The organism is Nonomuraea sp. NPDC050556 (genome assembly GCF_044457355.1).
GTDB lineage: Bacteria > Actinomycetota > Actinomycetes > Streptosporangiales > Streptosporangiaceae > Nonomuraea.
On record NZ_JBITGU010000004.1, the window covers coordinates 747,992 to 772,247 of the forward strand.

General features: G+C 69.8%; 27 protein-coding genes and 1 pseudogene. 7 read left to right on the plus strand and 21 right to left on the minus strand.

Annotated features, from left to right (window positions below; all coding sequences use genetic code 11):
• Positions 1-68 precede the first annotated feature (68 nt).
• Entirely contained in the window at positions 69-1,217 is a 1,149-nt protein-coding gene (locus ACIBG8_RS40500) for an MFS transporter (RefSeq protein WP_397348524.1), read from the plus strand.
• Here the strand turns inward: ACIBG8_RS40500 and mutM are convergent.
• From mutM to ACIBG8_RS40540, 8 genes are all read right to left on the minus strand, one after another.
• Entirely contained in the window at positions 1,165-2,007 is an 843-nt protein-coding gene (mutM, locus tag ACIBG8_RS40505; protein WP_397348525.1) for a bifunctional DNA-formamidopyrimidine glycosylase/DNA-(apurinic or apyrimidinic site) lyase, read from the minus strand. The two genes, ACIBG8_RS40500 and mutM, sit on opposite strands and share 53 nt — an antisense overlap.
• Positions 1,991-2,716 carry a ribonuclease III gene (rnc, locus tag ACIBG8_RS40510; protein WP_397348874.1) on the minus strand — a complete coding sequence of 242 codons (726 nt, stop codon included), beginning with the start codon at positions 2,714-2,716 and terminating at the stop codon, positions 1,991-1,993. Before rnc ends, mutM begins: the two co-directional genes overlap by 17 nt.
• A gap of 334 nt (positions 2,717-3,050) precedes the next feature.
• Positions 3,051-3,230: a 50S ribosomal protein L32 gene (gene rpmF, locus ACIBG8_RS40515; RefSeq protein ID WP_397348526.1), complete on the minus strand. Its 180-nt coding sequence runs from the start codon at positions 3,228-3,230 to the stop codon at positions 3,051-3,053.
• 1 nt (position 3,231) lies between these two features.
• Positions 3,232-3,783 (minus strand): YceD family protein, encoded by a 552-nt coding sequence (locus ACIBG8_RS40520; protein ID WP_397348527.1) that lies wholly within the window; start codon positions 3,781-3,783, stop codon positions 3,232-3,234.
• Positions 3,784-3,853: 70 nt separating this feature from the next.
• Positions 3,854-4,330, minus strand: a complete 477-nt coding sequence (gene coaD, locus ACIBG8_RS40525; RefSeq protein ID WP_397348528.1) for a pantetheine-phosphate adenylyltransferase — start codon at positions 4,328-4,330, stop codon at positions 3,854-3,856.
• A 15-nt stretch (positions 4,331-4,345) separates the two neighbouring features.
• Positions 4,346-4,903 carry a 16S rRNA (guanine(966)-N(2))-methyltransferase RsmD gene (gene rsmD / locus ACIBG8_RS40530; RefSeq protein ID WP_397348529.1) on the minus strand — a complete coding sequence of 186 codons (558 nt, stop codon included), beginning with the start codon at positions 4,901-4,903 and terminating at the stop codon, positions 4,346-4,348.
• A gap of 603 nt (positions 4,904-5,506) precedes the next feature.
• Positions 5,507-7,666: an ATP-dependent DNA helicase RecG gene (gene recG / locus ACIBG8_RS40535; RefSeq protein ID WP_397348530.1), complete on the minus strand. Its 2,160-nt coding sequence runs from the start codon at positions 7,664-7,666 to the stop codon at positions 5,507-5,509.
• Between the two features lie 34 nt (positions 7,667-7,700).
• Entirely contained in the window at positions 7,701-9,242 is a 1,542-nt protein-coding gene (locus tag ACIBG8_RS40540; protein WP_397348531.1) for a DAK2 domain-containing protein, read from the minus strand.
• Positions 9,243-9,439: 197 nt separating this feature from the next.
• Here ACIBG8_RS40540 and rpmB point away from each other — a divergent pair, with 197 nt between their 5' ends.
• Positions 9,440-9,625 (plus strand): 50S ribosomal protein L28, encoded by a 186-nt coding sequence (rpmB, locus tag ACIBG8_RS40545; protein ID WP_397348532.1) that lies wholly within the window; start codon positions 9,440-9,442, stop codon positions 9,623-9,625.
• Positions 9,626-9,696: 71 nt separating this feature from the next.
• Positions 9,697-10,272 (plus strand): hypothetical protein, encoded by a 576-nt coding sequence (locus tag ACIBG8_RS40550; RefSeq protein WP_397348533.1) that lies wholly within the window; start codon positions 9,697-9,699, stop codon positions 10,270-10,272.
• Here the strand turns inward: ACIBG8_RS40550 and thiD are convergent.
• The 3 genes from thiD to ACIBG8_RS40565 form a co-directional block, all read right to left on the minus strand.
• Positions 10,269-11,075 (minus strand): bifunctional hydroxymethylpyrimidine kinase/phosphomethylpyrimidine kinase, encoded by an 807-nt coding sequence (thiD, locus tag ACIBG8_RS40555; RefSeq protein ID WP_397348534.1) that lies wholly within the window; start codon positions 11,073-11,075, stop codon positions 10,269-10,271. The genes ACIBG8_RS40550 and thiD overlap by 4 nt on opposite strands.
• Positions 11,072-12,199, minus strand: a complete 1,128-nt coding sequence (locus tag ACIBG8_RS40560; RefSeq protein WP_397348535.1) for a hypothetical protein — start codon at positions 12,197-12,199, stop codon at positions 11,072-11,074. Before ACIBG8_RS40560 ends, thiD begins: the two co-directional genes overlap by 4 nt.
• A gap of 298 nt (positions 12,200-12,497) precedes the next feature.
• Positions 12,498-13,454 carry a thiamine-phosphate kinase gene (locus ACIBG8_RS40565; RefSeq protein WP_397348875.1) on the minus strand — a complete coding sequence of 319 codons (957 nt, stop codon included), beginning with the start codon at positions 13,452-13,454 and terminating at the stop codon, positions 12,498-12,500.
• A 54-nt stretch (positions 13,455-13,508) separates the two neighbouring features.
• Here ACIBG8_RS40565 and ACIBG8_RS40570 point away from each other — a divergent pair, with 54 nt between their 5' ends.
• Together ACIBG8_RS40570 and ACIBG8_RS40575 are read left to right on the plus strand one after the other, a co-directional pair.
• Positions 13,509-13,742, plus strand: coding sequence for an Lrp/AsnC family transcriptional regulator (locus ACIBG8_RS40570; RefSeq protein WP_397348536.1), 234 nt, complete (start codon positions 13,509-13,511; stop codon positions 13,740-13,742).
• 10 nt (positions 13,743-13,752) lie between these two features.
• Positions 13,753-14,175 (plus strand): DUF3515 family protein, encoded by a 423-nt coding sequence (locus ACIBG8_RS40575; RefSeq protein WP_397348537.1) that lies wholly within the window; start codon positions 13,753-13,755, stop codon positions 14,173-14,175.
• Positions 14,176-14,233: 58 nt separating this feature from the next.
• On the opposite strand, the gene ACIBG8_RS40580 is transcribed toward ACIBG8_RS40575, so the two are convergent.
• From ACIBG8_RS40580 to ACIBG8_RS40600, 5 genes and pseudogenes are all read right to left on the minus strand, one after another.
• Complete coding sequence (locus ACIBG8_RS40580) at positions 14,234-15,322, minus strand: D-alanine--D-alanine ligase family protein (RefSeq protein WP_397348538.1); 1,089 nt, start codon at positions 15,320-15,322, stop codon at positions 14,234-14,236.
• Between the two features lie 11 nt (positions 15,323-15,333).
• On the minus strand, positions 15,334-16,305 hold the full coding sequence (locus ACIBG8_RS40585; protein ID WP_397348539.1) for an aminotransferase class V-fold PLP-dependent enzyme: 972 nt from the start codon (positions 16,303-16,305) through the stop codon (positions 15,334-15,336).
• Complete coding sequence (locus tag ACIBG8_RS40590) at positions 16,302-17,312, minus strand: NAD(P)H-dependent glycerol-3-phosphate dehydrogenase (protein WP_397348540.1); 1,011 nt, start codon at positions 17,310-17,312, stop codon at positions 16,302-16,304. The genes ACIBG8_RS40585 and ACIBG8_RS40590 overlap by 4 nt, the downstream gene beginning before the upstream one ends.
• Entirely contained in the window at positions 17,309-18,013 is a 705-nt protein-coding gene (locus ACIBG8_RS40595) for a lysophospholipid acyltransferase family protein (protein ID WP_397348541.1), read from the minus strand. The genes ACIBG8_RS40590 and ACIBG8_RS40595 overlap by 4 nt, the downstream gene beginning before the upstream one ends.
• A 73-nt stretch (positions 18,014-18,086) precedes the next feature.
• Positions 18,087-19,322: pseudogene (locus ACIBG8_RS40600) on the minus strand (RNA-guided endonuclease InsQ/TnpB family protein).
• 77 nt (positions 19,323-19,399) lie between these two features.
• Here ACIBG8_RS40600 and cofC point away from each other — a divergent pair.
• Complete coding sequence (cofC, locus tag ACIBG8_RS40605; RefSeq protein ID WP_397348542.1) at positions 19,400-20,008, plus strand: 2-phospho-L-lactate guanylyltransferase; 609 nt, start codon at positions 19,400-19,402, stop codon at positions 20,006-20,008.
• On the opposite strand, the gene ACIBG8_RS40610 is transcribed toward cofC, so the two are convergent.
• Together ACIBG8_RS40610 and ACIBG8_RS40615 are read right to left on the minus strand one after the other, a co-directional pair.
• Positions 19,980-21,191: an MFS transporter gene (locus ACIBG8_RS40610; RefSeq protein WP_397348543.1), complete on the minus strand. Its 1,212-nt coding sequence runs from the start codon at positions 21,189-21,191 to the stop codon at positions 19,980-19,982. The two genes, cofC and ACIBG8_RS40610, sit on opposite strands and share 29 nt — an antisense overlap.
• Positions 21,192-22,115: an MFS transporter gene (locus tag ACIBG8_RS40615; protein WP_397348544.1), complete on the minus strand. Its 924-nt coding sequence runs from the start codon at positions 22,113-22,115 to the stop codon at positions 21,192-21,194.
• 193 nt (positions 22,116-22,308) lie between these two features.
• On the opposite strand from ACIBG8_RS40615, the gene ACIBG8_RS40620 reads away from it, so the two are divergent.
• Complete coding sequence (locus ACIBG8_RS40620) at positions 22,309-22,509, plus strand: hypothetical protein (RefSeq protein ID WP_397348545.1); 201 nt, start codon at positions 22,309-22,311, stop codon at positions 22,507-22,509.
• 435 nt (positions 22,510-22,944) lie between these two features.
• On the opposite strand, the gene ACIBG8_RS40625 is transcribed toward ACIBG8_RS40620, so the two are convergent.
• The 3 genes from ACIBG8_RS40625 to leuD all read right to left on the minus strand — a co-directional run bounded on the left by ACIBG8_RS40625 (position 22,945) and on the right by leuD (position 24,141).
• Positions 22,945-23,244: an HU family DNA-binding protein gene (locus ACIBG8_RS40625; RefSeq protein WP_397348546.1), complete on the minus strand. Its 300-nt coding sequence runs from the start codon at positions 23,242-23,244 to the stop codon at positions 22,945-22,947.
• Positions 23,245-23,341: 97 nt separating this feature from the next.
• Entirely contained in the window at positions 23,342-23,575 is a 234-nt protein-coding gene (locus ACIBG8_RS40630; protein ID WP_397348547.1) for a hypothetical protein, read from the minus strand.
• Positions 23,554-24,141 carry a 3-isopropylmalate dehydratase small subunit gene (leuD, locus tag ACIBG8_RS40635; protein WP_397348548.1) on the minus strand — a complete coding sequence of 196 codons (588 nt, stop codon included), beginning with the start codon at positions 24,139-24,141 and terminating at the stop codon, positions 23,554-23,556. Before leuD ends, ACIBG8_RS40630 begins: the two co-directional genes overlap by 22 nt.
• Between the last annotated feature and the right edge of the window lie 115 nt (positions 24,142-24,256).

Below are 24,256 nucleotides of genomic sequence, written 5' to 3' on the forward strand. Positions count from 1 at the left end.
GCCCACCTAAACCAAGCCTTCAAACTTCGCCATTGTTCCGTATCCCCGCCGGGGACAAGGTGAGGCCCATGACGACATTGACTGTTGCGCCTGCTCAGGCGCGTTGGCTGGCGGTGACCTCGGTGGCCGTCGGCACCTTCGCCGTGGTGACCAGCGAGATGGTGCCCGTAGGCCTTTTGACATCCATCGCCGCCGATTTGCAGGTTTCTGATGGTACGGCGGGCCTCATGGTCTCCGTGCCCGGCCTGGTGGCCGCGATCTCCGCCCCGGTACTGGCGATCGCCACCCGGCGGCTGGACCGGCGCATACCCCTGCTGGCCATGATGGGCTTGCTGGTGCTGGCCAACGTGCTGTCCTCGGTCGCGCCGACCTACCCGGTGATGCTGGCGGCGCGGTTGCTGACCGGGGTGGCCATCGGCGGCTTCTGGGCGTTCGCCTCGGGGCTGGCGCCCCGGCTGGTCCCCCAGGGGGCGGTCGGGCGGGCCACCTCGGTGATCATGAGCGGGGTGTCCGTGGCGCTGGTGCTCGGCGTGCCCGCCAGCACGTTCCTGGCCTCCTCGCTGGGGTGGCGCGCGGTGTTCCTCATCGTGGCGGCCCTGGCGCTGGTGGTCTTCGCCGTCCTGTTCAGGGCGCTTCCCGCGATGGCGGGCGACGCGGCGGGCGGGGCGCGGGAGCCGTTGACGGGGCGGATCAAGCTGCTGCTCGCGGTCACCGTGCTGGTCATCACCGGGCACTTCTCCGCCTACACCTACCTGGCGCCGTTCCTGGAGCAGGTCTCCCAGGCGGGCCCCGCCCTCATCGGCACCGCGCTGCTGCTGTTCGGCGGCGCCGGCGTGATCGGCACCTTCGTCGGCAGCGGCATCACCGCCAGGCACCCGGGAGCGGCGCTGGTGGTCCGCGCGCTGCTGATCGGGCTGGCCGCGACCGCGCTCGCGCTGTCGGTGACGCCGCTGGTGCCGCTGGCGATCTGGGGCCTGGCCTACGGCGGCGTCGGGGTCGCCCTGCAGCTGTGGATCATGCAGTGGGGCGGGCGCGAGCTGGCCACGGCGGCGTTCGTCAGCGCCTTCAACGTCTCCGTCTCGCTCGGCTCGTTCCTGGGCGGCCGGGTCGTCGACGGGGTGTCGGCTTCTGCGGTGATGTGGGTGGGGGCGGGGCTCGCGCTGGTCAGCGCGGCTTTCGCTGGCATCGTGGGCAGGAGAAGGACGACCGGTTCATGAACGGGTCGCGTCTGATCGGCGTGCCGCAGCGGGAGCACGGCAGGTCGCGCCTGCCGTACGCCTCCAGCGAGCGGTCGAAGTAGCCGCTCTCGCCGTTGACGTTCACGTAGAGGCTGTCGAACGACGTGCCGCCCTGCTGCAGGGCCGAGGCCATCACCTCGCGGACCCCGGCCAGCAGCTCGGCGATCTTGGGCCTGGTCAGCGTGTTGGTCGGTCTGGCCCAGTGCAGCCTGGCCAGCCACAGCGCCTCGTCGGCGTAGATGTTTCCGACGCCGCTGATCAGCGACTGGTCGAGCAGCGCCCGCTTGACCTCGGTGTGCTTGGCCCTGAGCTTGGTCGCGAACACCTCGTCGTCGAAGGCGGGCTCGAACGGGTCGGGAGCGATGTGCGCGATCGGCGCGGGCACCCCGCCCACGAGCTCGGTGTACATCACGTGGCCGAACGTGCGCTGGTCGACGAAGCGCAGGTCGTTGCCGCCGTCGTCGAAGCGCAGCCGTACCCTCAGGTGCTTCTCCAGCGGGGAGTCCGGCGCGACGACCAGGAGCTGGCCGCTCATCCCCAGGTGCGCGAGCAACGCGTCGTCCTGGCCCAGGGGCAGCCACAGGTATTTGCCGCGGCGCGCCGTGGACACGATCGTGCGGTCCTTCAGCCGCGAGGTGAACTCGTCGGCTCCCGGCGCGTGGCGGCGGATGGCGCGCGGGTGCAGCACCTCGGCCGAGGCGATCGTCCGCCCGGCGACCCACTGTTCGAGGCCGCGGCGGACGACCTCGACCTCAGGAAGCTCGGGCATCTTGACTCTCGCGCTTGTCGCGCGCCGCCCTGATGCGGGTCCAGGCGGCCTCGGCGGCCTGCTGCTCCGCTTCCTTCTTGCTGCGTCCGTTGCCGGAACCGTACGACTCGCCGCCCACCCGCACGATGGCGGTGAAGGACTTGGCGTGGTCGGGGCCACTCTCGTCGACGTGGTATTCGGGCACGCCGAGCGCCTCGGCGGCGGTGAGCTCCTGCAGCGAGGTCTTCCAGTCGAGCCCGGCGCCGAGCGAGGCGCTCCGGGTGATCAGCGGGTCGAACAGCAGGTGGACGGTCCTGAACGCCTCGTCCAGGCCGCGGTCCACGTAGACGGCGCCGATGAGCGCTTCGAGGGTGTCGGCCAGGATCGACGACTTGTCGCGGCCGCCTGTGCCCTCCTCGCCCCTGCCCAGGCGCATGAACTTGCCCAGGCCCAGCGTGCGGGCCACGTCGGCGAGGGCGCGCATGTTGACCACCGCGGCGCGGAGCTTGGCCAGCTGGCCTTCCGGCAGGTCGGGGTGGTTGCGGTAGAGGGTGTCCGTGACCACGAGGCCCAGCACCGAGTCGCCGAGGAACTCCAGGCGCTCGTTGGTGGGCAGGCCACCGTTCTCGTACGCATAAGAGCGGTGAGTCAGCGCTCGCTCGAGAATGTCGGCGTCAAGCCTGACTTCGAGTACGCGCTCCAGCTCGTCTCTGGCGACCTCCACGGCCACCGGCTTGGGACCTGCGCCCACGTGCTTCCTCCTCGGACATCTTCACATGGCGCGATGGCTGCAAAGATGCCCGAAAACGTGGTGGGCGTCGGGGTCGTGCCCCGGCGTCCACCACGGCCGCGGGCGAACCGCCACCGCACGCATCTGAGACGGTAACGCCGACCGGGGCACTGTGGCACCCGATCGGCATCGCGTCAACTCAGTTACGACCCCGCCTATGATCCCCACCATCCGCTGAAGGGACCCCAGCCCCTTCTGAGAGCAACCTCTCAAAAGGACCTCAGCCCCACAGATGGGTGGGTTTCACGCGTTCAGCGGGGTGATTCTGCGTGGATCAGGCGGACGGCTCGATGACCTGGCGGCGGTTGTAGGTGCCGCAGGTCGGGCAGGCGATGTGCGACTGCTTGGGCGAACGGCACTGCGGGCAGCTCACCAGGGCGACAGCAGTCGTCTTCCACTGGGAGCGACGGGCGCGGGTGTTGCTCCGCGACATCTTTCGCTTCGGGACGGCCACGTCACTTCTCCTGATCGTTATCGTTCTCGGTAACCAGACCTTGCAACGACGCCCATCGAGCGTCGATCACCTCGTGCCGGTGGTCAGGGCCGGCGTCTGCCAGCCTGACTCCGCACTCCACGCACAGACCCGTGCAGTCTTCACTGCAGACCGGGCTCAACGGCAGTGCGAGCACCACCGCGTCGCGGAACGTCGGCTCGAGGTCGAGCAGCTCTCCGTCGAGCAGTGAATCATCCTCCGAGGCGTCCTCGTCGGAGTAGAAGAAAAGCTCCTGCAGGTTGACCTCGATCTCCGAGGTCAACGGCTCCAGGCAGCGCGCGCACTCGCCCGCGAGCGGGGAGTGTGCGGTGCCGCTGACGAGCACACCTTCCATCACTGCTTCGAGCCGGAGCTCCAGCTCGACTTCGGCGTCCTTGGGGACACCGATCATGTCGACGCCGATATCCGCCGGTGCCGTGAGGGACAGTTTCATCTGGCGCATCAAACCTGGCCGCCTGCCCAGGTCATGGGTGGAGATCACCCACGGGGCGCGGGGGTTGAGGTGCTGAGTCATCTGCTCTCGCTAGGCATGGCGAAACACTCGCCGTCGTACAAGGCCGAAATGAAAGAATACCAGGCGCTGGTCAGCCCCTGAGCCGCTCTATGAGCAGCTTGTGTACCAGATCGGGCACGAGACCCGAGACGTCGCCGCCGTACCGGGCGATTTCCTTGACCCGGCTCGACGACAGGAAAGAGTACTTGGGGTTGGTCGGCATGAAGAGCGTCTCGACCCCGGACAGCTGGAAGTTGAGCTGCGCCATCTGGAGTTCGTAGTCGAAGTCGCTGACGACCCTGATCCCCTTGACGATCGCGGGGATGTCGTTGGCCTTGCAGAAGTCGACGAGCAGGCCGTGGAACTTGGCCACGCGCACGTTCTCGTACTGCTTGGTCACGGTCGAGAGGGTGTCGATGCGTTCCTCGACCGTGAACAGGCTGCTCTTCTCGATGTTGATCAGGACGGCGACGACCACTTCGTCATACAGCCGGGCAGCCCGGCCGATGATGTCGAGGTGACCGTTCGTGATGGGGTCGAATGACCCCGGGCAGACAACGCGGCGCAAAACGCCTCCCCAGGTCTACGGGTTCCCGGCGGCGCGACCGTACCAAACGGACGCTTCGCCGTAGCGACGGACCCTCTCCTCAACGAATCCGGGGGGCCACACCAGGGCATTCCCCCTGGTTTCCCGCTCGAACGCGATGAGCGCATCCTCCGCCAGCCAGCCGTTGTCACGCAACGCCTCCAGGATGGAGTCGTCGGTGAGCGCGTAGGGCGGGTCGGCGAAGACGATGTCGTACGGCTGCGCCGGAGGCTTGGCCAGCACCCGCTCCACCCGATCCACCACGAGCTGGGCGCCGTCGAGCTTCAGGGCGTCGATGTTCGCCTTGATGGTCTTCGCGGCCTTCTGATCGGATTCGACCAGCAAGGCATGGGCGGCGCCGCGCGACAGCGCCTCCAGCCCGACGGCGCCGGAACCGGCGTAGAGATCCACCACCCGGGCGCCGTCCAGCCCGTGCAGCGACTCCAAGGTCGAGAAGATCCCTTCTCTTGCCCTGTCACTGGTAGGGCGCGTCCCCCGCCCCGGAGGGACGGCCAACCGCCGCCCACCCGCGCTCCCCGCGATGATCCGAGTCATGCAGGCCATTCTTACGCATGTCATCGCAGGTCAAGAGTGGACAAGTGTCGGCCTCAAGAGCGCAAGGGTGATTCCCTTCGGCGCTCGGGACCCGCAAGATGAGTTCTGCGGCCTTCGAGGTGACCCAGCTGGAGGCCGACCGGCGTGATCGTGAGCCCTTCCGCACGCCGGTTCCCTCGGCACCTGACCCGAGGGTGGGCCCAGCCGGGGACGGCATTCGGGGGGAGGCCGTCCCCGCGGCTGGGCCCGGGTCACCAACACACGGTGACCCGGGGGCAGACCCCCAAAACCCCTTCCTTGCCTGTACGGCGAGCCTTCCCATGTGCACCGCAACCATGGAACACACAACCGCCGAACGCCTTCCCAGTGGGCTTCCTTGAGGGCCTTTCCCACCGAGGGTCGAAAGCACTGGGCTTAAGGGTCCAAGCGCCCCAGGGCGTGAGGGCGTAGGGGCCTGAGGGTCCATGTGCTCGGGGTTTCAAGCGCCGGGTCGGCGAGGCGTGGTGCGGTGGAGCTCGGCGCAAAGCGTGCGGCGGGCAAGTGCGGGCGCGCGACCGGTCCGCGGGTGACGCTACCGGTGAAAGGCGCGACAACCCAATGGGGTCAGGTCTTCTCCAGGTAGTCAGCCTTCTCGTCCACCAGCAGCCGCACGATCTCAGCACGCAACGGCCGATAGTTCTCCAGCGAAGGATCCTCAGCCAGCAACGCAGCCGCCTCCCCCCGAGCCGTCTCGATCACATCCTCATCACGCAAGAGCTGCAACAACTTCAACGACGACTTCTTCCCCGACTGCGCCGCCCCCAGCACGTCGCCCTCACGCCGCTGCTCCAGGTCCACCCGCGACAGCTCGAACCCGTCCAACGTCGCCGCCACAGCGTCAAGACGCATCCGAGCAGCCGTCCCCTCAGGAAACTCGGTCACCAGCAAGCACAACCCCGGCAACCCACCCCGCCCCACCCGCCCACGCAACTGGTGCAGCTGCGACACACCAAATCGATCCGCATCCATGATGATCATCACCGACGAGTTGGGCACGTCCACCCCGACCTCGATCACCGTCGTCGCCACCAGCACGTCCACCTCCCCCCGAGTGAACGACCGCATGATCGCGTCCTTCTCCTCAGGCGCGAGCTTCCCGTGCAGCACAGCCACCCGCAGCCCGGCCAGCGGCCCGGACGCCAGCATCTCCGCCACCTCCAGCACCGCCAGCGGCGGCCTGCGCTCGTCGTCGGCGACGGTCAGGTCCCCCTCGTCCCCCTCCAGGTCCCCGATGCGCGGGCACACGATGTACGCCTGCCGCCCCAGCCCCACCTCCTCGCGCACCCGCTCCCACGTCCGCTCCAGGAAGTGCGGCTTCTCGGCGGCCGGCACCACGTGCGTGGTGATCGGCGCCCGCCCAGACGGCAGCTGCGACAGCGTCGAGACCTCCAGGTCCCCGAACACCGTCATCGCCACCGTGCGCGGGATGGGCGTGGCCGTCATCACCAGCACGTGCGGCCGCCCGCCCCCCGCCTTCTCCCGCAACGCGTCCCGCTGCTCGACGCCGAACCTGTGCTGCTCGTCGACCACGACCAGCCCCAGGTCGGCGAACTGCACGTGCTCCTGCAGCAGCGCGTGCGTGCCCACGACGATGCCCGCCGTACCTGAGGCGGCGTCGAGCAGGGCGGAGCGCCTGGCGGCCGTGTTCATGGATCCGGTCAGCAGCGAGACGGCCGTGCCGCCGAACATGCCGCCCTGCGCCAGGTCGCCGAGCATCGCGCTGATCGAGCGGTGGTGCTGCTGGGCGAGCACCTCGGTGGGAGCGAGCAGCGCCGCCTGCCCCCCGGCGTCGACGACCTGCAGCATCGCGCGCAGCGCCACCACGGTCTTGCCCGCGCCGACCTCGCCCTGGAGCAGCCGGTGCATCGGGTGGGAGAGCGCCAGGTCGGCCGCGATCTCCTCGCCGACGGCCGCCTGGCCCTCGGTCAGCGACCACGGCAGCCGCGCGTCGAAGTCGGTGAGCAGCCCGGACGACGCGCGCGGGCGCGGCTTGGCGGGCCAGGCCGCCGACGCGTTCCTGCGCTGCAGGAGCACGGCCTGCAGGACGAACGCCTCGTCGAACTTCAGCCGGTCGCGCGCCCGCTGCACGTCGGCGAAGTCCTTGGGCCGGTGGATGGCCACCAGCGCCTCGCCCAGGTCGGTCAGCCGGTGGCGGGAGCGCAGCGCGGCTGGCAGCGGGTCCTCCAGCGGGCCGAGCGTGTCGAGCACGACGCCGATCGCCCGCCTGATCGCCCACGGGGTGAGGTCCTTGCCCGCCGGATAGATCGGCACCGGCGCGGTCGCGAACTCCTCGGCAGAGGCCGCCTCGTCCTCGAACAGCTCGAACTCGGGGTGCGACATCTGCCAGCGCTTGGCGAACAGCCCGACCTTGCCCGCGAACATGCCGCGCTTGCCGGTCTTGAGGCGCGTCTCCGCCACGTGCGAGCCCCTGCCGAAGAACGACAGGTAGATCTTGTTGCGGTTGCCGTCGGTGACCTCGACCTCCAGCCAGGTGCCGCCCCTGTTGCGCATCGGTTTGCGCATGAGCCTGGACACCTCGCCGACCACCGTGACGTGCTCGTCGACCTCCAGCGCGTCGAGCGTGGTCAGCTCGCCGCGCTCGGCGTAGCGGCGCGGGTAGTGGCGCAGCAGGTCGCCGACCGTCTCCAGGCCGAGCACGCTGTGCAGCAACTTGGCGGTCTTGGGGTCCAGAGCCTTGGTCAAGGGCTCGTCGAAACGGCTCACGCCACCTAGTTCTACCGTGAAGGGCCGACAGGAATCACTCGACGCCGATGAGCAGCGGGTAACCGCCCTGCTCCCCTTCGTAGATCACGACCTCGAAGAAGGGCCCGAGGTGGTCGGCGATCTCGGCGGCCAGCCGTACAGGAGCGTCCTTGCCCGTGACCAGGGTGACCAGCTCGCCGCCGCCGGCCACCATCCGGTCCACTATCGAGAAGGCGACGTCGCGCAGCGACGAGCCGATCACCGCGACGTCGCCGCCGATCATGCCGAGCACGTCGCCGGGGTGGCACACGCCCGCGCTGGTGAACGCCTCCCTGTCCGCGACGGTGAGATGTCCGTACCTCGTGTGGCCCGCCGCGTCCGTCATCGCCACCACGTCGTCGTCGAAGCGCCGCAGCGGGTCGTGTACGGCGAGCGCGGCCAGCCCCTGCACCGTGGCGGCCGTGGGCAGGACGCTGACGACCACGCCCTCCTCGCGGGCGATCTCCGCGGCGGCCACGGCCACCGCGCGCACGGCGTCGTCGTTGGGCAGCACAGCCACCTCGCTGCCCGCGTGCCTGATCCCTTCGAGCAGCGCGGGCAGGCCGGGCGTCGTGCCCGGCTCCCTGCGCACCACCACCGCGCCGCACTCCTCGAACAGCGCGGCGATGCCGTCGCCCGCCGCCACCGCCACGATTCCCCTGCCGTCGGCCGCCCTGTGCGTGCGCTCGGGGGCCGCGAGGTAGGTGACCCTGATCCGGTGCGGCCGCCCCGCCCGCATGCCCGCCTCGATGGCCTGACCGGCCTCGTCGCAGTGCACGTGCACGTTCCACAGCCCGTCGCCGCCGACGACCACCAGCGAGTCGCCCATCGCGTCGAGCTCTTCCCTGAGCCGGTCCACAGCCGGATCCTCGGCGTCCAGCAGGTACATCACCTCGTAGCCCGCCCCCGCCTCCGTCATCGCGGCCACCTTGGAGGTCGGCGCGGGCACCTCGTACCGCTGGGTGTAGGAGTCGGTGATCACCGCCACGAGCGCGTCCAGGACGATCGCCAGCCCGGCGCCGCCCGCGTCGACGACCCCGCTGCGTGCCAGGACGTCGAGCTGCTCCGGGGTGCGGCGCAGCGCCGCACGCGCCGCACCGGCCGCCGACCTGGCGACCTCTTCGAGGTCGCCGTCCAGATCGTGTACGGCCAGAGCCGCGGCGGACAGCACGCTCAGCACGGTGCCCTCCACCGGCCTGGCCACCGCGCCCCTGGCCAGCTCGGCCGCCCTGACCAGCCCGGCGGCGAGGTCGTCCGAGGTGCGGAGCACCTCGGCCATGCCGCGCAACGCCTGGCTGACGATCACGCCGGAGTTGCCCCTGGCGCCGACCAGCGCGCCGTACGAGAGGGTCTGCCACATCACGGCAGCGTCGACGTGGTCGGGCAGGTCCTCCACGGCCTCGGCCGCGGAGAGGAGGGTCATGTGGAGGTTCGTCCCCGTGTCGCCGTCGGCGACGGGGAAGACGTTGAGCGCGTCGATCTCCGTCCTGGCCTTGCCGAGCGAGTCGGCCGCCAGCCGTACCCATCGACGGACGGCGGGCGGGTCGAACAGCTGCATGTGGGCTCCGGCTCTGCCTGGATGCGCTACCGTTGAAGTGGAGAATATCCCCATTTCACGGGCAGCAAAGCTGTCCGTTCGCGCCCACGGGTGCGGATCGGATATCCTCGTCTGGCTGGCCGGTTGTCCCGGCATGCCCTCCGCAGGAATCAGCTTCAGCGGACAGGGCTATATCGACTGTTTTAAGGAGCGATACCGTGGCTTCCGTCTGCGATGTCTGCCGTAAGGGCCCGACCTTCGGTAACAACGTGTCCCACTCGCACCGCCGTACCCGCCGTCGTTGGAACCCCAACATCCAGACGGTTCGCGCGGTCATCGGCGGCACGCCGAAGAAGATGAACGTGTGCACCTCGTGCATCAAGGCGGGCAAGGTCTCCCGCTAGTTCTCGACTTTTCGCGAAAGCCCGCCGCACTTCTTGCGCGGCGGGCTTTTGTGCTGCCTAATCTTGATCTCATGGCCACTCCCCTCAGCGTGGGCGCGACCCGCGGCCAGAAGATCTTCATCTCCGTGTTCGCCCTGGTCTTCGTCGCGATCCTCAGCGGCGCGATCTTCATTCTGACGACTTTCATCCTTCCCGGGTTCCTCGGAACCGAGACCGAGAGCGATTTCGGCCCTCCGTCGTGGCTGGTGTACGCGATCGGCGGGTTCTTCGCGCTGGTCTTCCTGACCATCGTGATCGTCTTCGTGACCGTCATCGTGGCCACCTTCCGCCACAAGGCCTCGCTCGACGGCAGCCGCCTCCAGGTGACCGGCGCCTACCGCACCCGCTCCGTCGACCTGGCCACCGCCCGCGCCTGGATCGGCACCCAGCCGGCCCCCGGCGGCGACGAGCCCCTGGCGGCCCGCCGCAGGATCCCCCTGCTGTACGCCCAGGACCAAGGCCGCCGCGTACGGCTGCGCCTGCACGACAACACCGGCTCGCTCCTGCCGCCGGACGAGCTCCTCGCCCTGGCCGCCGCGATGCCCGAGGGCCCCACGGCCGACCAGCTGCGCCACCTCGCCACGGACCCGACCGCCAGGCTCCTCTAACCCCGCCGGCGCCAGGCGTGGTCCACGGGCCCGATGCCGTCCCCCAGCGGGAAGCCGTGCGCGATCGCCCCGGTCACGTACTCCTTGGCCTTCCCCACCGCCTCGGGCAGCTCCAGCCCCAGCGCCAGGTACGAGGCGATCGCCGAGGCCAGCGTGCAGCCCGTGCCGTGGGCGTGCCGGTTGTCGTGGCGCTCCGCCCTGAAGACGTACTCGGCGCTGCCGTCCGTCAGCAGGTCGACCGGCTCGCCGGGCAGGTGGCCGCCCTTGATCAGCGCCCAGCGCGGCCCGAGCGCCAGAACGGCGTCGGCCGCCCTGCGCAGGTCGCCCTCGTCCTCGACCTTCACCGCGGTCAGCTGCTCCACCTCCCACAGGTTCGGCGTCACCACGGTGGCCACGGGCAGCAGCCGCGTCCTCAGCGTGTCGACCGCCTCGGGCGCGAGCAGCGAGTCGCCGTGCTTGGACACGCCCACCGGATCCACCACGATCGGCGCGCCGTACCGGGAAAGCACCTCGGCGACCACCTCGACGAGCACGGGCGAGGCCAGCATGCCCGTCTTGACCGCCTGCGCGCCGATGTCACCGAGCACCGAGTCGAGCTGCGCGCGCACGGCCTCCGGCGGCAGCTCCCAGTAGCCCTGCACGCCCAGCGAGTTCTGCGCCGTCACGGCGGCGATCACGCTCATCCCGTGGACGCCGAGGGCGAGCATGGTCTTCAGGTCCGCCTGGATGCCCGCGCCGCCGCCGGAGTCGGACCCGGCGACGGTAAGGACGCGTGGAGGGGTCAATGAGGTCATACGCCTCATTGAATCAGGCAGTGCCCCCCGACCAGTCCGCAGTTCTCCGGCTGCTGCGGCGCCCCCTTGGCGCTGATGTCCAGCGTCACGGCCTCGCCGCTGCGCACGGCCCCGCTGAGGTCGAGGATGAGCAGATCGCCGTCCTGGGTCCAGTCGGCGCCCTTCACGTCGTACACCTCGCCGCCCACGGGTACGGACAACGTCAGGCTGCGCAGCGTCTTCGCCGAGTCGTTGACCACCACGAGCTCGGCGGTGTATCCGGCGACGAGCTGCTTGGTGACGTCCAGCGTCACGCTCACCGACGGGCCGGCGGAACCTCCGCCCGACTGCGACTCGGTCGTCGGCGACGGCACGGGGTCGGTCGCCGAGCCGGTCGGCGGCACGGACACGTCGTCGTCGGTCAGCGTCTGCGGCTGGGTCTCCTCGGTGGTCGGGGTGTCCGACTGCGTGGGCGTGGGGTCGGGGTCGCTGGTCGGCTGCGCCTTCTTCTTGGTCTTGGTCGGCGTGGGGGTCGGCGTCGCGCTGCGCCTGGGCGCAGGTGCCGTGGCCGTGGCGGTGGGCGTGGGCGCCGCCGCGTCCGCCTCGGGGCTGGCGTCCTCTGTCGGATCCTCCGCCGGTTCCGTCTCCTCGGTCTCCGGGGTGACGCTGAGCGAGATCGACGGGTTCGCGACGCTCGGCGCGGGCGTCTCGCTGGAGGAGCTCATGATCTTCACACCGGCGACGGTGCCGCCGAGGACCACGGCCACCGCTGCCACGCCCAGCAGGGCGAGGCGGGTCCTGCCGCCGGACGTCGGCCGGTCGTTCCACTCGTCGCGGGGCGGGCGCTTGCGTCCCCTGCGCCTGCGTGACGGCGGCTCGCCGCCGTCACCGCCCAGGTCCTCCTGGCCCGACCAGCCGGACGCCAGGAAGCTGGTCTCGGCGTCGGCCCAGGCGGGCATGCGGCCCTCGACGACGGTCGGCTCGCCGTACACCTTGACGTCCCCCGGAGCGGGCGGATCGTCCTGGGGTGGGAGCGCGAAGGCGCCGGTCGTCTCCGGAATGTGCTGCTGTGGTGGTGGTGGGGCTCCGAACGGACCCTGCTGCTGCGGCGGCGCGGCCCACTGGCCCGTCGCCTCTATCTGGTCAGGTGGCAACGGCCAGCCAGGCTGTTCGGCCTCCCCCGCCGAGCCTGGCGCCCAGAACGCCCCTGTGGTGATCGGGTCCTGCGGTACTGCCCACGTCGCTGCGGGGTCGGTGGTGGACCTGAGGTCCTCCTCCTGAGGATCGTCAGACCAGAAATTCCCCCGTTGACGCTCGTTCTCGGATCCACCTGTGCCGTGGCGACCCATGGCTGCCCTTTCTGCCGGGTACAGCGGCCGCCCATCTTCATAACATCTTTAATACGCGTTTGTCACAACTTTCACGAGAGTATCTGCCGAATCAGCAGTAATCTCACCGAAAGTGATCCCACCCACCGGATTTGTACACACGCCCGCTGACCTGCACACCTTCGCCCTCGACAACGTCCCCGACAACGCGCCAATGCGCGGGCAGCCCGTCTTTTGTGGGAAATGTCGCAGCAAGCGAATGATCCTCCCCGCCGGACAGAACCCAGTCGAGTGGATCGGCGCCGAGCTCCTTCGCTGCCGCCAGGAGCGGCTCCCCCACGGCGAACGCGGCCGGGTCGAGGACGAGCCCCACCCCGCTGGCCTTCGCGATGTGGCCGAGGTCCTGGAGGAGCCCGTCGCTGACGTCCAGCATGGCCGTGGCCCCCAGCGCGGCCGCCTCAGGCCCCGAGGTGTACGGCGGGCGCGGCCTGCGATGCCCCTCCAGAGCCTCCTGGAACGCCTCGCCCGACACCCCGGCCTCGTGCAGCGCCCACCCGGCAGCCGCGTAGCCGAGCCTGCCGCTGACCGCCACCACGTCGCCTGGCCCCGCGCCCGAGCGGGTGACCGGGTCCCGGCCCTGCAGATCGCCCAGCGCGGTCACGCCGATGACGACCAGATCGCACCGGGTGATGTCGCCGCCCGCCACGCTCGCGCCGACGAGCGCGCATTCGTCGCGAAAGCCGTCCGTCAGTTCATCCAGCCACGAAACGGGCAGCGTGGGCGGCATCCCCAGCCCGACCACGATGGACGTCGGAACCGCGCCCATGGCGGCGATGTCGGCGAGGTTCTGCGCCGCTGCCTTGCGGCCGACGTCGTAGCCGCTGGACCAATCGCGGCGAAAGTGCCTACCCTCGATCAGCAGGTCCGTTGACACCACGACGCGCCCATCGGGTGCGCTGACCATCGCGGCATCGTCGCCCGGTCCGAGCAGAATGGTCGGCCCTTGCGGCAATCGCCCTGAAATACGAGCTACAACACCGAATTCGCCGAGATCTCCGACTGTGATGACGCACCTCCTGATGCACACAGGGTACGGTGGCCCTTCGGCGCTGATCCAATCGCCCGGGAGGACGCAATGGTGCAGGCCTACATCCTGATTCAGACCGAGGTCGGCAAGGCCGCGAGCGTGGCCCTGGAGATCGCGGCGATCGCCGGGGTCACCCAGGCGGAGGACGTGACGGGGCCCTACGACGTGATCGTCCGCGCGGAGGCACGCAACGTCGACGAGCTGGGCAAGCTGGTCGTGGCCCAGATTCAGGCGGTCGAGGGGATCACACGTACTCTTACGTGTCCCATCGTCCACATCTGAGAGTCCCGACATGCGCGTTGCCGTCCTGCTGCTGGCCGTCCTGACGCTCGCCGGGTGCTCCGGCGGAGCCGTACAGGTCGAGCCGCCCAAGCCGGACGGCGAGGCGGTGGCGATGTGCGACCGGCTGGCCGGGCTGCTGCCGCAGCGGCTCGACGGTGCCGACCGGGCGGAGACGTCCCCTAAGTCGGCCTATGTCGCCGTGTGGGGGGAGGCCGAGATCGCGGTGCGCTGCGGCGTGCGACGCCCGGCCAAGATGGCGGCCACCGACCAGCTGACGGAGATCGACGGGGTGGGCTGGTATCCGGACCCGGACAAGCCCACCCTCTTCACCGCCATCATGCCCAGTGGCTACGTGGAGGCCCTGATCTCCCGCACCCACGACGCCCCCAAGGTGCTGGTCGACCTCTCCACTCCTCTGGCAAAACTCCAATAACCCCCAATGCGAGACCCCCTCCATGAGGGGTGATCTCTCTTTGGGTTTGGTCTGTCGGTCAGCGGAGGCCGGGTGAGCGGCGGAGGGCCAGCTGGATGAGCCGGTCCACAAGCTGTGGGTAAGAAAGCCCCGTGGCCGCCCACAGCTGGGGAGCCACGGAGAGCGACGTGAACCCCGGCATGGTGTTGATCTCGTTGAAGACCAGCTCACCGGAAGGCGTGTAGAAGAAGTCGACCCGCGACAACCCCTCGCAGTCGAGCGCCTCGAACGCCCGCACCGCCATCGCCCGCAGCTCCTCCGCCTTCTCCTCAGGAATGTCCGCAGGCACGGACAACGACATCTGGTCCGGGTAGTACTTCGCCTCGAAGTCGAAGAACTCCTGCCCGCCCTCCACCTTCACCTCACCGGGCAGCGAAGCGGCAGGCGGCTCGTCCCCCAGCGACTCCAGCACCGCGCACTCGATCTCCCGCCCCGAGATCGCCGCCTCGATCAGCACCTTGGGATCGTGCGACCGCGCGAACTCCACCGCCGCCTCCAGCGAAGCCCGGTCGTGCGCCTTGGAGATGCCCTGCGACGACCCCGCCCGAGCCGGCTTGACGAACACCGGCCAGCCCAGCTCCTCGGCCTCCTTCAGCACCCGCTCCCGCTCCAGCCGCCAGTCGCGCTCCCGCACCACGACGTAACGCCCGATCGGCAGCCCTGCGGCCGCCATGACGGTCTTCATGTGCGCCTTGTCCATGCCGACCGCGCTGGCCAGCACCCCGGAGCCGACGTAACGCACCCCGGCCATCTCCAGCAGCCCCTGGATCGTCCCGTCCTCCGCGAACGGCCCGTGCATCACGGGAAAGACGGCGTCGACGGAACCCAGCTCGACCGGGATGGTGCCAGGCTCGAAGGCCACCAGCTCGCCCGACGGCAGCGCCAGCGAGGCGCCCGTGGTCTCCACGACGGGCAGCTCGCCGTCCTCGATCGAGAAGCGCTGACCCGAAGGAGCGAGCACCCACCTGCCGTCCTGGGCGATCCCGATGGGAATCACCTCGTAGGCGGACCTGTCGATCGCATCGAGCACGCTCCCCGCCCCCATGAGGGACACGGCGTGCTCCGAGTTGCGACCTCCGAAAACGACGGCGATACGCGGCTTGCTCATGAGGTCCGAATCTACCGGGAGAGCGCGTCAAGTGCGCGGTTGACATCCGCGATCAGGTCTTCCGCGTCTTCCAACCCCATCGTGAAGCGCACCTCGTCCCCCAGAACCGTGGCCCTGGTGCACGCGCCGCCCGGCGGTCCCTCCTTGATGAGGGTGAGCGCGCCGACGAGTCCCGGGTCGACCGGCGTCACGCTGACGCACGGCCCGAACCTGGTCCCCTCCGGCCCGGAGTCGAACTGCTGCCTGGCCAGCTGGTGCCCCGGATGGTCGGGCAGCCCCGGGTACCCGACCTTGCGCACGCCCGGGTGCCTGGCCAGCGCGGCGGCGAACACCATCGCGGTCGAGCACATCCGCCTGATCCGCAGCGGCAGCGTGTGCAGCCCGTCGCGCAGCCTGGGCACCTCGTCGCAGCAGAGCCCGGCGCCCAGGTCGGCGCCGATCTGCCGCAGCCTGCTGACCAGGTCGGGACGGCCCACCACCACGCCTCCCGCGCAGCCGCCGAGCAGCGCGCCGGAGTGCAGCACCAGGTCGGCGCCGTGTTCGAGCGGACGGCAGACGATCGGCGTGGCGAGCGTGGAGTCGACCACGAGCAGCGCCCCCGCCTGCCTGGCGATCCGGTAGAGGCTGCGGATGTCGGCGACCGTCATCCCCGGCTCCGACAGCGTCGGCACGAAGATGATCTTCGTGGTGGGGCGTACGGCCTGCCGTACCCTCTCCAGGTCGCCGAAGTCGACGAAGTCCGCGCTCACCCCGAAGCGGGGCAGGACGTTCCCGAGGACGCCGGGGGCGTTCGTCGGGGCCACCACGTGGGTGCCGCCGCGCAGGAACGTCATGAGGACCACGGCCAGCGCCGCCTCGCCCGAGGCGAACGCCTGCCCGGCCACGTCGTCCGGCTTGGCGGCGCCTTCGAGCGCGGCCACGGCGTCGGCGAAGCCCTCGCCCGGCAGGTGCGCCGAGCGGGTGTTCTCGCCCGCGCGCCTCACACCCCGTACCGTTCCGGCTTGGGGCTGCGCGACATGAGGAGCACGCCCGCCTCGGCCGGCGGCATGCCGTCGTGCACCACGCCCACGACGACCTCGGTGATCGGCATCTCGACGTCGTGCTTCCTGGCCAGCTCCAGCACCGACTCGCAGGACTTGACGCCCTCGGCGGTCTGCTTGGTGGCGGCGATCGTCTCCTCGAGGGTCATGCCGCGCCCCAGGTTCTCGCCGAAGGTGCGGTTCCTGGACAGCGGCGAGCTGCAGGTGGCCACCAGGTCGCCCATCCCGGCCAGCCCGGCGAAGGTGTGCGGGTCCGCGCCGAGCGCGGCGCCCAGGCGGGAGATCTCGGCCAGGCCGCGCGTCATCATCATCGCGGTGACGTTGTCGCCCATGCCCATCCCCACGGCCACGCCGACGGCCAGGGCGATCACGTTCTTGACCGCGCCGCCCAACTCCACGCCGACAACGTCGGGGTTGGTGTAGGGGCGGAACCAGGGCGGCAGGTGGCACGCCTCCTGGAGCCGCTCGCAGGTGTGCTCGTCAGGGCAGGCCACCACGGTCGCGGCTGGCTGGCCCATGGCGATCTCGCCCACCAGGTTGGGCCCGGACACCACGGCCACCCGGTCCTGGTGCACCTCGGCGACCTCGCAGATCACCTCGCTCATCCGCTTGGTGGTGCCGAGCTCGATCCCCTTCATCAGGCTGACCAGGACGGCGTCCTTCGGCAGGTACGGTTTCCACTTCGTCAGCTCGACGCGCAACGTCTGCGACGGCACGGCGAGCACCACGAAGTCGGCGCCGTCCAGCGCCCGCTCGGGATCGGTCGTCGCGCGCAGCGACTCGGGCAGCGCGATGCCCGGCAGGTAGTCGGGGTTCTCGTGCTCCTTGTCGATCGCCTCGACGATCTCCGCCCGCCTGCCCCACAGCGTGGTCTCCGTACCGGCCTTCGCCATGATCATGGCGAAGGCGGTGCCCCACGATCCCGAGCCGAATACCGCCGCCTTGGTCACTTGGCCTCCCACGGGGTCTCCGGCGCCTTCTCCCCGCGCAGCTCGGCGAGCTGGACGGTGATGGCGGCCATGATGTCGGCCGTCGCGTCGCGCAGCACAGGGCCGCGCACCGGCTGGCCGTCGTACTTGGACAGGTCGACCGGCGGGCCGACGCTCACCCTGAACGTCTTGCGCGGGAACAGCCTGGGCTTCTTCTCGCCGTAGGGCAGCAGCTCCTGCGCGCCCCAGTGGGCGACGGGGATCACCGTCGCGCCGCTCTCCAGCGCCAGCCGCGCGGCGCCCGTCTTGCCCGTCATGGGCCACAGCTTCGGGTCGCGGGTGACCGTACCCTCGGGGTAGAACAGGATGGCGGCGCCCTTGGCCAGCCGCTTCTCGGAGATCTGCAGCGACTTGATCGCCTCGGCGCTGCCCCGGTCGACCGGAATGGCCTGCAGGGCCCGTACGGCGGTGCCGAGGAACGGCACGCGGAACAACCCCGCCTTGGCCAGGATCGTCGGCCAGCGCCCGTTGTTGTACAGGAAGTGCGACAGCAGCACGGGATCGGTCCACGACAGGTGGTTCGCCGCGATGATCACGCCACCCTGGCGCGGGATGCGCTCACCGTGCCGCCAGTCCTTCTTGACCAGGAGTCGCGAGAGCGGCTTGACGATCACAACGGCGAAGGTTTCCCAGAAGCGGGACGGCCTGCCTGGGCGACTCATTGACTCCTCCAACACGTGCGTGGACGCGCCCCAAGTCTCCCGGTTGGCCACCAGGGGTGTCGAGGCACAATGCTTACCCTTTGGCATCCTCCCTCTCCTCGCGGAAGGGGAGCCCCCCGGTCACCCGTGAGGATTCCTGCTTCATCGTCAACTGCCCGCCGGGATGGCTCCCTTGAGGTCCTACGTCGGCTCCACAGGCGTTTTACCTGTCCGCCAGCCCGGCGGCCAGGATGTTGCTCGCGGCATTGACGTCTCGGTCGTGGCGCGCTCCACATACGCATACCCACTCCCTGACGTGCAGCGGCAGCTTCTGGTGCAGGCTGCCACACTTGCTACACAGTCTGGACGAGGGGAAGAAGCGGTCGACAACCACCAAGTCTCGCCCATACCAGGCAGCCTTGTACTCCAGCATCCCGCGTAGTGCACGCCACGACGCGTCCGAGATCGCCCGAGCCAGGCTGTGATTCCTGACCAGATTACGGATCGGCAGATCTTCCACGGCAATCACTTGGTTCTCGCGAACAAGCCGGGTCGTAACCTTGTGCAGGTGATCCCTCCGCCGATCGGCGATCCGCGCATGGACGCGGGCGACCTTCAACCGGGCCTTGGCCTGGTTGTTGCTGCCGTCGGACTTGCGAGCCAGACGTCGCCTGGCTCTGGCGAGCCTCAAGCGGTCGGCCCGCTCGTGCCGGGGATTGACGATCTTCTCTCCAGTGGAGAGCGTTGCCAGCGCCACCAGGCCGACATCGATCCCCACGTTGCGCCCGGTCGGCGGGAGACTGGCAATCTCCTCCTCGACCAGCAGCGACACGAACCAGCGACCGGCCGCGTCCCTGGACACGGTGACCGTGGACGGATCCGCGCCCTGAGGCAGCTCCCGCGTCCAGACCACGGACAGCGGAGCGTTCATCTTCGCCAGGGTGAGCTCGCCGTCACGGAAGCGGAACGCGGACCTGGTGTACTCCGCCGAGGCTCTCGACTTCCTCCGGGACTTGAACACGGGATACTTCGCGCGCTTGGCAAAGAAATTCGTGAAAGCGGCTTGCAGGTGCCGGAGCGCCTGCTGGAGCGGGACCGACGACACCTCGTTGAGGAAAGCCAGCTCGGGCATCTGCTTCCAGCCGGTGAGCTCCGCCGACGACTCGACGTAGGAAACCCGCCGCCCCTCCCGGGCATGCGCTTTGGTGCGCGATTCAAGAGCGCGGTTGTAGACGAGGCGCACACACCCGAACGTCCGGGTCAGCTCAGCGGTTTGATCCGGCGTCGGGTAGAAACGGTATTTGTAGGCCCGCTTCACGGTCTGCGCCACATCTCACATTTTACTGGAAGATCAGTTAAGAATTCGGCGGAAGTATCGTGAGCATCAGCTGGTCTCTGGTCATACCTGTGAAGACGCTGGTCGCGGCGAAGACGCGGCTGGCGGCCGCCACGGGGCCGCACCGGGCCGCGCTGGCCGTCGCGGTCGCCAGCGACACCGTCTCGGCGGCGCTGGCCTGCGCCTCCGTCGCCCGGGTCATCGTGGTGACCGCCGACCCGCTGGCCGCTGGACCGCTCGCGGCGCTGGGGGCGGACGTGGTGCACGACCCGGACAAGGGGCTGAACACGGCGCTGCGCACCGGAGCGGCCCATGCCGTACGGCTGGCACCCCAGGACGCCGTGGGGGCCCTCCAGGCCGATCTGCCCGCGTTGCGGCCCGAGGAGCTGGGGCGGGTGCTGGCGGCCGCGCTGGAGTACGACCAGTCGTTCGTGCCGGACGCGCAGGAGGTGGGGACGACCTTCTACGGGGTACGGCCCGGCATCCCGTTCGCGCCGGGCTTCGGCGGGGAGTCGCGCGCCAGGCACCTGGCGCGCGGGGCCAAGGAACTGGCGCCCGACGACGTCGACTCGGTCAGGCGCGACGTGGACACCCCGGACGACCTGCGCGCCGCGCTCGCCCTCGGCCTGGGCAGGCACACGGCGGCGGTCGTCAGCGAGCTACTCGGTCCAGATTTCTGATCGCACGGGACACGATGATCGGCAGGTGCGCGACCACCAGCAGCAGCAGCCCTGACACGAACACCGCACGGCCGCCGACCCACTCCCCCAGCGCCCCGCCCGCCAGCCCACCCAGGGGCAGGACGCTCCACATGAGGAAGCGCATGCTCGCGTTGACCCTGCCCAGCAGGTGTTCCGGCGCGGTGCGCTGGCGGTAGCTGAGCTGCGTGATGCCGAGCACCACGCTGGGTATCCCGGCCAGCAGCTGGAACACCGGGAACAGCAGGAGCCGCCACCCAGGCGCGGTCAGCGCAACGGGCAGGTAGAGCACCGCCGTCAGGACCGCCGAGCCGACCAGCGTGCGGCCCGTGCCGTACCTCGCCGTCATGCGCGGGACCACGGCCGCACCGACCAGCGCGCCGGCGAACGAGACCGAGATCATCAGCCCGTACACGCCGGGCGAGATCCCGAGCTCCTTGACCAGGTAGAGCGGCTGGCCGACGTTCCACACACCGTTCGCGAACTGGGTGACGGCGCCCAGCACCGCGATCGTGCGCAGCACCGGCTCGCCCGCCACGTACCTGATGCCCTCCATGACCTCCCTGCGCAGGTGCCTGTCCTGGCGCTCGGGCACGGTCTCCTGCGCGCCGATTCCGCGGATCAGCAGCCCGGAGACCAGGTAGCTCACCGCGTCCGCCAGGAGCGCGACCGGCGCGGTGACCAGCCCGACCAGCGCGCCGCCCAGCCCTGGTCCGGCCAGCGTCGCGACCGTGGTGGACGCCTGCACCACGCCGTTGCCGCGCTCCAGCTGGTCCCTGCCGACGACGGACGGCATGAAGCTCATGTGCGCCACGTCGAAGAAGACGGTCCCCGCGCCCACCACCACGGCCACGCCGTACAGCTGGGCCAGGGACAGCACGTGCAGCCAGGCGGCCACCGGGATCGTCAGCAGGGCCAGTCCACGGATCAGATCCGCCCAGACCAGGATGGGACGGCGGCGCATCCGGTCCACCCACACGCCCACCGGCAGCCCGATGACCAGGAACGCGACCATCTCCGCCGCGGTGAGCAGGCCGAGCTGGAAGGCGCCCGCGTTCAGCGCGAGCATCGCCGTCAGGGGCAGCGCCACCAGCGTGACCTGGGTGCCGAGCTGCGTGACCGCGTTGGCCGCTGCGAACCGGGTGAAATCTCGGGAGAAACGCATTTACGGGGTGATCCTGACCGTTCGGAGGAAGGGGTTGAGCACGTAGGGGAGGTTCGCGGCCGCGCTGCCGAAGCAGGCGAGCCAGAGCATCTGCTGGATGGTCAGCGCCTCGGCCACCAGCCCGCCGAGCACGCCGCCGACCGGCAGCGCGCCCCACATGAGGAAGCGCAGGCTGGCGTTCATGCGCCCGCGCAGGTGTTCCGGGCAGATCGCCTGGCGGTAGCTGCCCTGCGCCACCACCAGGACCAGCGTGACCAGAGAGAACAGCGCCATGCCGACCGGATAGAGCACCAGCCGCCAGCCAGGCCCGGTGCCCGCCGTGATCAGCGGGATGACCATGAGGAGTACGGCTGAGCCGTACAGGGCCATGCCGTTCCCGACCCTGGCCACCACCCGGGGCGCGAGGATCGCGCCGACCAGGCCGCCCGCGCCGGTCGCCGAGACGATCAGGCCGTAGGCTGCCGGGCTGACCCCCAGCTCGCGCACCAGGAGGAGGGGCTGGACGATCGCCCAGATGCCGTTGGTGAACATCACCGTCGCGCCGGCGATCGCGACCAGGCGGAGGACCGGGTGGCCCGTCACATAGCGCAGGCCCTCCATGACGCTGCCGCGCTCGGGGTTGGGCGTCTCGTGCGCTCTGACCCGGGAGAGCAGGACGGACGACAGGGCGTACGTGACCGCGTCGACCAGGATGGCGATCGGGGCGGTGAGCAGCTGGACCAGCCATCCCCCGACGCCGGGGCCGACGAGGGCGGCGAGGTTGCGGATGCTCTCGAGCACGCCCATGGAGCGGGCGAGATCGCCGAGGGGAACGGTGGCCAGGACGAGCGCCCTGGCGGCGTCGGCGACGACGAGAACCGGCCGCCTGCGCAGCCTGTCCACCCAGACGCCCACGGGCAGCCCGATCACCAGGAAGGCGGCCATCCCCGCTGCGCCGACCAGGCCCAGTTGCAGGGGGGGTGGCCCGCAGCTGAACCACCGCGAGCAGCGGAAGCGCCACCAGGGTGATCTGGGAACCGGACTGGCTGAGCGCATCGGCGACGACGAACCGTCTGAACACGGTCTTCGATCCTTGCGGGGGTGCTTTGACGGGGTCAAACCATTTACGCTGGTCGGTGTGCAGGCGACGGTGCGTAGTTTCGATCCGGTGACCCGGTCGGGGACGTTGTTCCTGGACGACGGGACGGTGCTGGACTTCCCGACGTCCGCCTTCGACGCGGGGCCTTTGCGACTGCTGCGGTCGGGGCAGCGCGTGAACCTCGGCCTCACGGGGGGCCAGGTCACTTACATCACCTTGTCCACCTTCCCCGTCCCCTGACCCCTCTCGACGACGGCGGGGCCCATCAGGAGAGCGCACCCCCTTCCCGCGGCCACACGAGGCATGTCGGCCCACGCCGGAGCCGCGCGCAGTAACCCAGCCCGCGATCAGCGATGCCGTGGCATGTAAGGCGGTCGTTGGCCCGGTCGGCGAGCGCCAAGAGCTCCTCAGCCGTCCTCGAAGGTGGCCAGCCCGAACAGGGCGCTCGCCTTGCATGCCCCGCGCGGACGGAAACTGCCAGAGGTGGCCAGCCCGTGCAGGACCAGGGGCGGGCGGGTGGGCGGGCGGAGGGCGGGCGGGCGGGGGCGATGGTGAGAGGGGAGGTGCAGGACGGGGGGTGGTGAGAGGGGGAGGTGGAGAAGCTGTTTGTGGGTTATGAGGGAAAAAGAAAGTCGCCCGGGCCCCTACGCAGCGGGTCCGGGCGACTTATTGGTGTTACTTCTTCTTCGAGGCCTTCTTGCCGCCGGCGTTCACCAGCTCCTTGAAGTCAGACCCGGGACGGAACTTGGGCGCCCAGCTCTCGGCGACCTTGATCTCGGCGCCGGTCGAAGGGTTCCTGGCCGTACGCGCAGGCTTGTGGACCATCTCGAACGCGCCGAAGCCCGTGATCGAGACCTTGTCTCCGCTCGCGACCGCCTTCTGAACGGCTTCGAGGATCGCGTTAACAGCCTCGGTGGCCGTCTTCTTGTCGCCCACCCGGTCCGCGATGGCGTCGACGAGTTCCCGCTTGTTCATCTAGCTTCCCCCTGATATGGCTCGGGGTTCCAGGACACAGACGTCAACGATGAGAAACCCCTTACGCGCTCGAAATTAAGCGGGATTGGCGGGGAACTCAATCACCAAGCGTGTTTTCGCGTGCGCGTGGCGTGTCGTCCAGGCCTTCGATGAACGTTTCCAGACGGCTCGCCGCCCGCTCTGGATCGCGTTTGGCGAGGTCGCAGATGGCCAGATAACGCCGCGCCAGCCGCCCCTTCTCCTCGGCGGAGAGGGGCAGCTCGCGGACGCGGCGGTGCGCTTCGCGCAACCGCAGGGCCAGCAGATCTTCTAGTCGGTCGTCGGCAGCCATGGCTGCCGACCATTCTCGTACGTGGCGACGTCGTCGGCGTGACGCAGGGTCAGTCCGATGTCGTCGAGGCCCTCCATGAGCCGCCAGCGGGTGTAGTCGTCGATCTCGAACCCGACGACCTCGCCGGCCCAGCGGACCTGGCGTTCTGCCAGGTCGACGGTGACTTCGAGGGACGGCTCCGCCTCGATGGCCGCCTGCAGCGCCTCGACCTTGTCCTCGGGCAGGACGACGGGCAGCAGGCCCATCTTGGTGGAGTTGTTGCGGAAGATGTCGCCGAAGCGGGCGGCGATCACGGTGCGGAAGCCGTACTGCTGCAGCGCCCATACGGCGTGCTCGCGCGAGGAGCCGGTGCCGAAGTCGGGCCCGGTCACCAGGATGGTGCCGCCCGCGTAGGCGGGGTCGTTGAGGACGAAGGCCGGGTCCTCGCGCCAGGCGGAGAACAGGCCCTTCTCGAAGCCGGTGCGGCTGACCTGCTTGAGCCAGACGGCCGGGATGATCTGGTCGGTGTCGACGTTGCTGCGGCGCAGCGGCACCGCCGTACCGGTGTGGGTGGTGAAAGCGTCCATGGGTTTCAGGTCCTTCTGTTGTCCTGCACACCTGCCGCCTCTCCCCGTAGGGAGAACCTCTCTGTACGGCGAGCCCCGGGAGGTTTCCGTCAGAAAAGGGGAGGTGAGGTGGGTG

Coding starts and splice junctions, on each gene's coding strand:
- ACIBG8_RS40500 (WP_397348524.1), top strand. CDS start 69: ATGACGACATTGACTGTTGCGCCTGCTCAGGCGCGTTGGCTGGCGGTG.
- mutM (WP_397348525.1), bottom strand. CDS start 2,007: ATGCCCGAGCTTCCTGAGGTCGAGGTCGTCCGCCGCGGCCTCGAACAG.
- ACIBG8_RS40520 (WP_397348527.1), bottom strand. CDS start 3,783: ATGACTCAGCACCTCAACCCCCGCGCCCCGTGGGTGATCTCCACCCAT.
- rsmD (WP_397348529.1), bottom strand. CDS start 4,903: ATGACTCGGATCATCGCGGGGAGCGCGGGTGGGCGGCGGTTGGCCGTC.
- ACIBG8_RS40540 (WP_397348531.1), bottom strand. CDS start 9,242: ATGCAGCTGTTCGACCCGCCCGCCGTCCGTCGATGGGTACGGCTGGCG.
- ACIBG8_RS40550 (WP_397348533.1), top strand. CDS start 9,697: ATGGCCACTCCCCTCAGCGTGGGCGCGACCCGCGGCCAGAAGATCTTC.
- thiD (WP_397348534.1), bottom strand. CDS start 11,075: ATGAGGCGTATGACCTCATTGACCCCTCCACGCGTCCTTACCGTCGCC.
- ACIBG8_RS40570 (WP_397348536.1), top strand. CDS start 13,509: ATGGTGCAGGCCTACATCCTGATTCAGACCGAGGTCGGCAAGGCCGCG.
- ACIBG8_RS40575 (WP_397348537.1), top strand. CDS start 13,753: ATGCGCGTTGCCGTCCTGCTGCTGGCCGTCCTGACGCTCGCCGGGTGC.
- ACIBG8_RS40580 (WP_397348538.1), bottom strand. CDS start 15,322: ATGAGCAAGCCGCGTATCGCCGTCGTTTTCGGAGGTCGCAACTCGGAG.
- ACIBG8_RS40595 (WP_397348541.1), bottom strand. CDS start 18,013: ATGAGTCGCCCAGGCAGGCCGTCCCGCTTCTGGGAAACCTTCGCCGTT.
- ACIBG8_RS40610 (WP_397348543.1), bottom strand. CDS start 21,191: ATGCGTTTCTCCCGAGATTTCACCCGGTTCGCAGCGGCCAACGCGGTC.
- ACIBG8_RS40615 (WP_397348544.1), bottom strand. CDS start 22,115: ATGGCCGCCTTCCTGGTGATCGGGCTGCCCGTGGGCGTCTGGGTGGAC.
- ACIBG8_RS40625 (WP_397348546.1), bottom strand. CDS start 23,244: ATGAACAAGCGGGAACTCGTCGACGCCATCGCGGACCGGGTGGGCGAC.
- ACIBG8_RS40630 (WP_397348547.1), bottom strand. CDS start 23,575: ATGGCTGCCGACGACCGACTAGAAGATCTGCTGGCCCTGCGGTTGCGC.
- leuD (WP_397348548.1), bottom strand. CDS start 24,141: ATGGACGCTTTCACCACCCACACCGGTACGGCGGTGCCGCTGCGCCGC.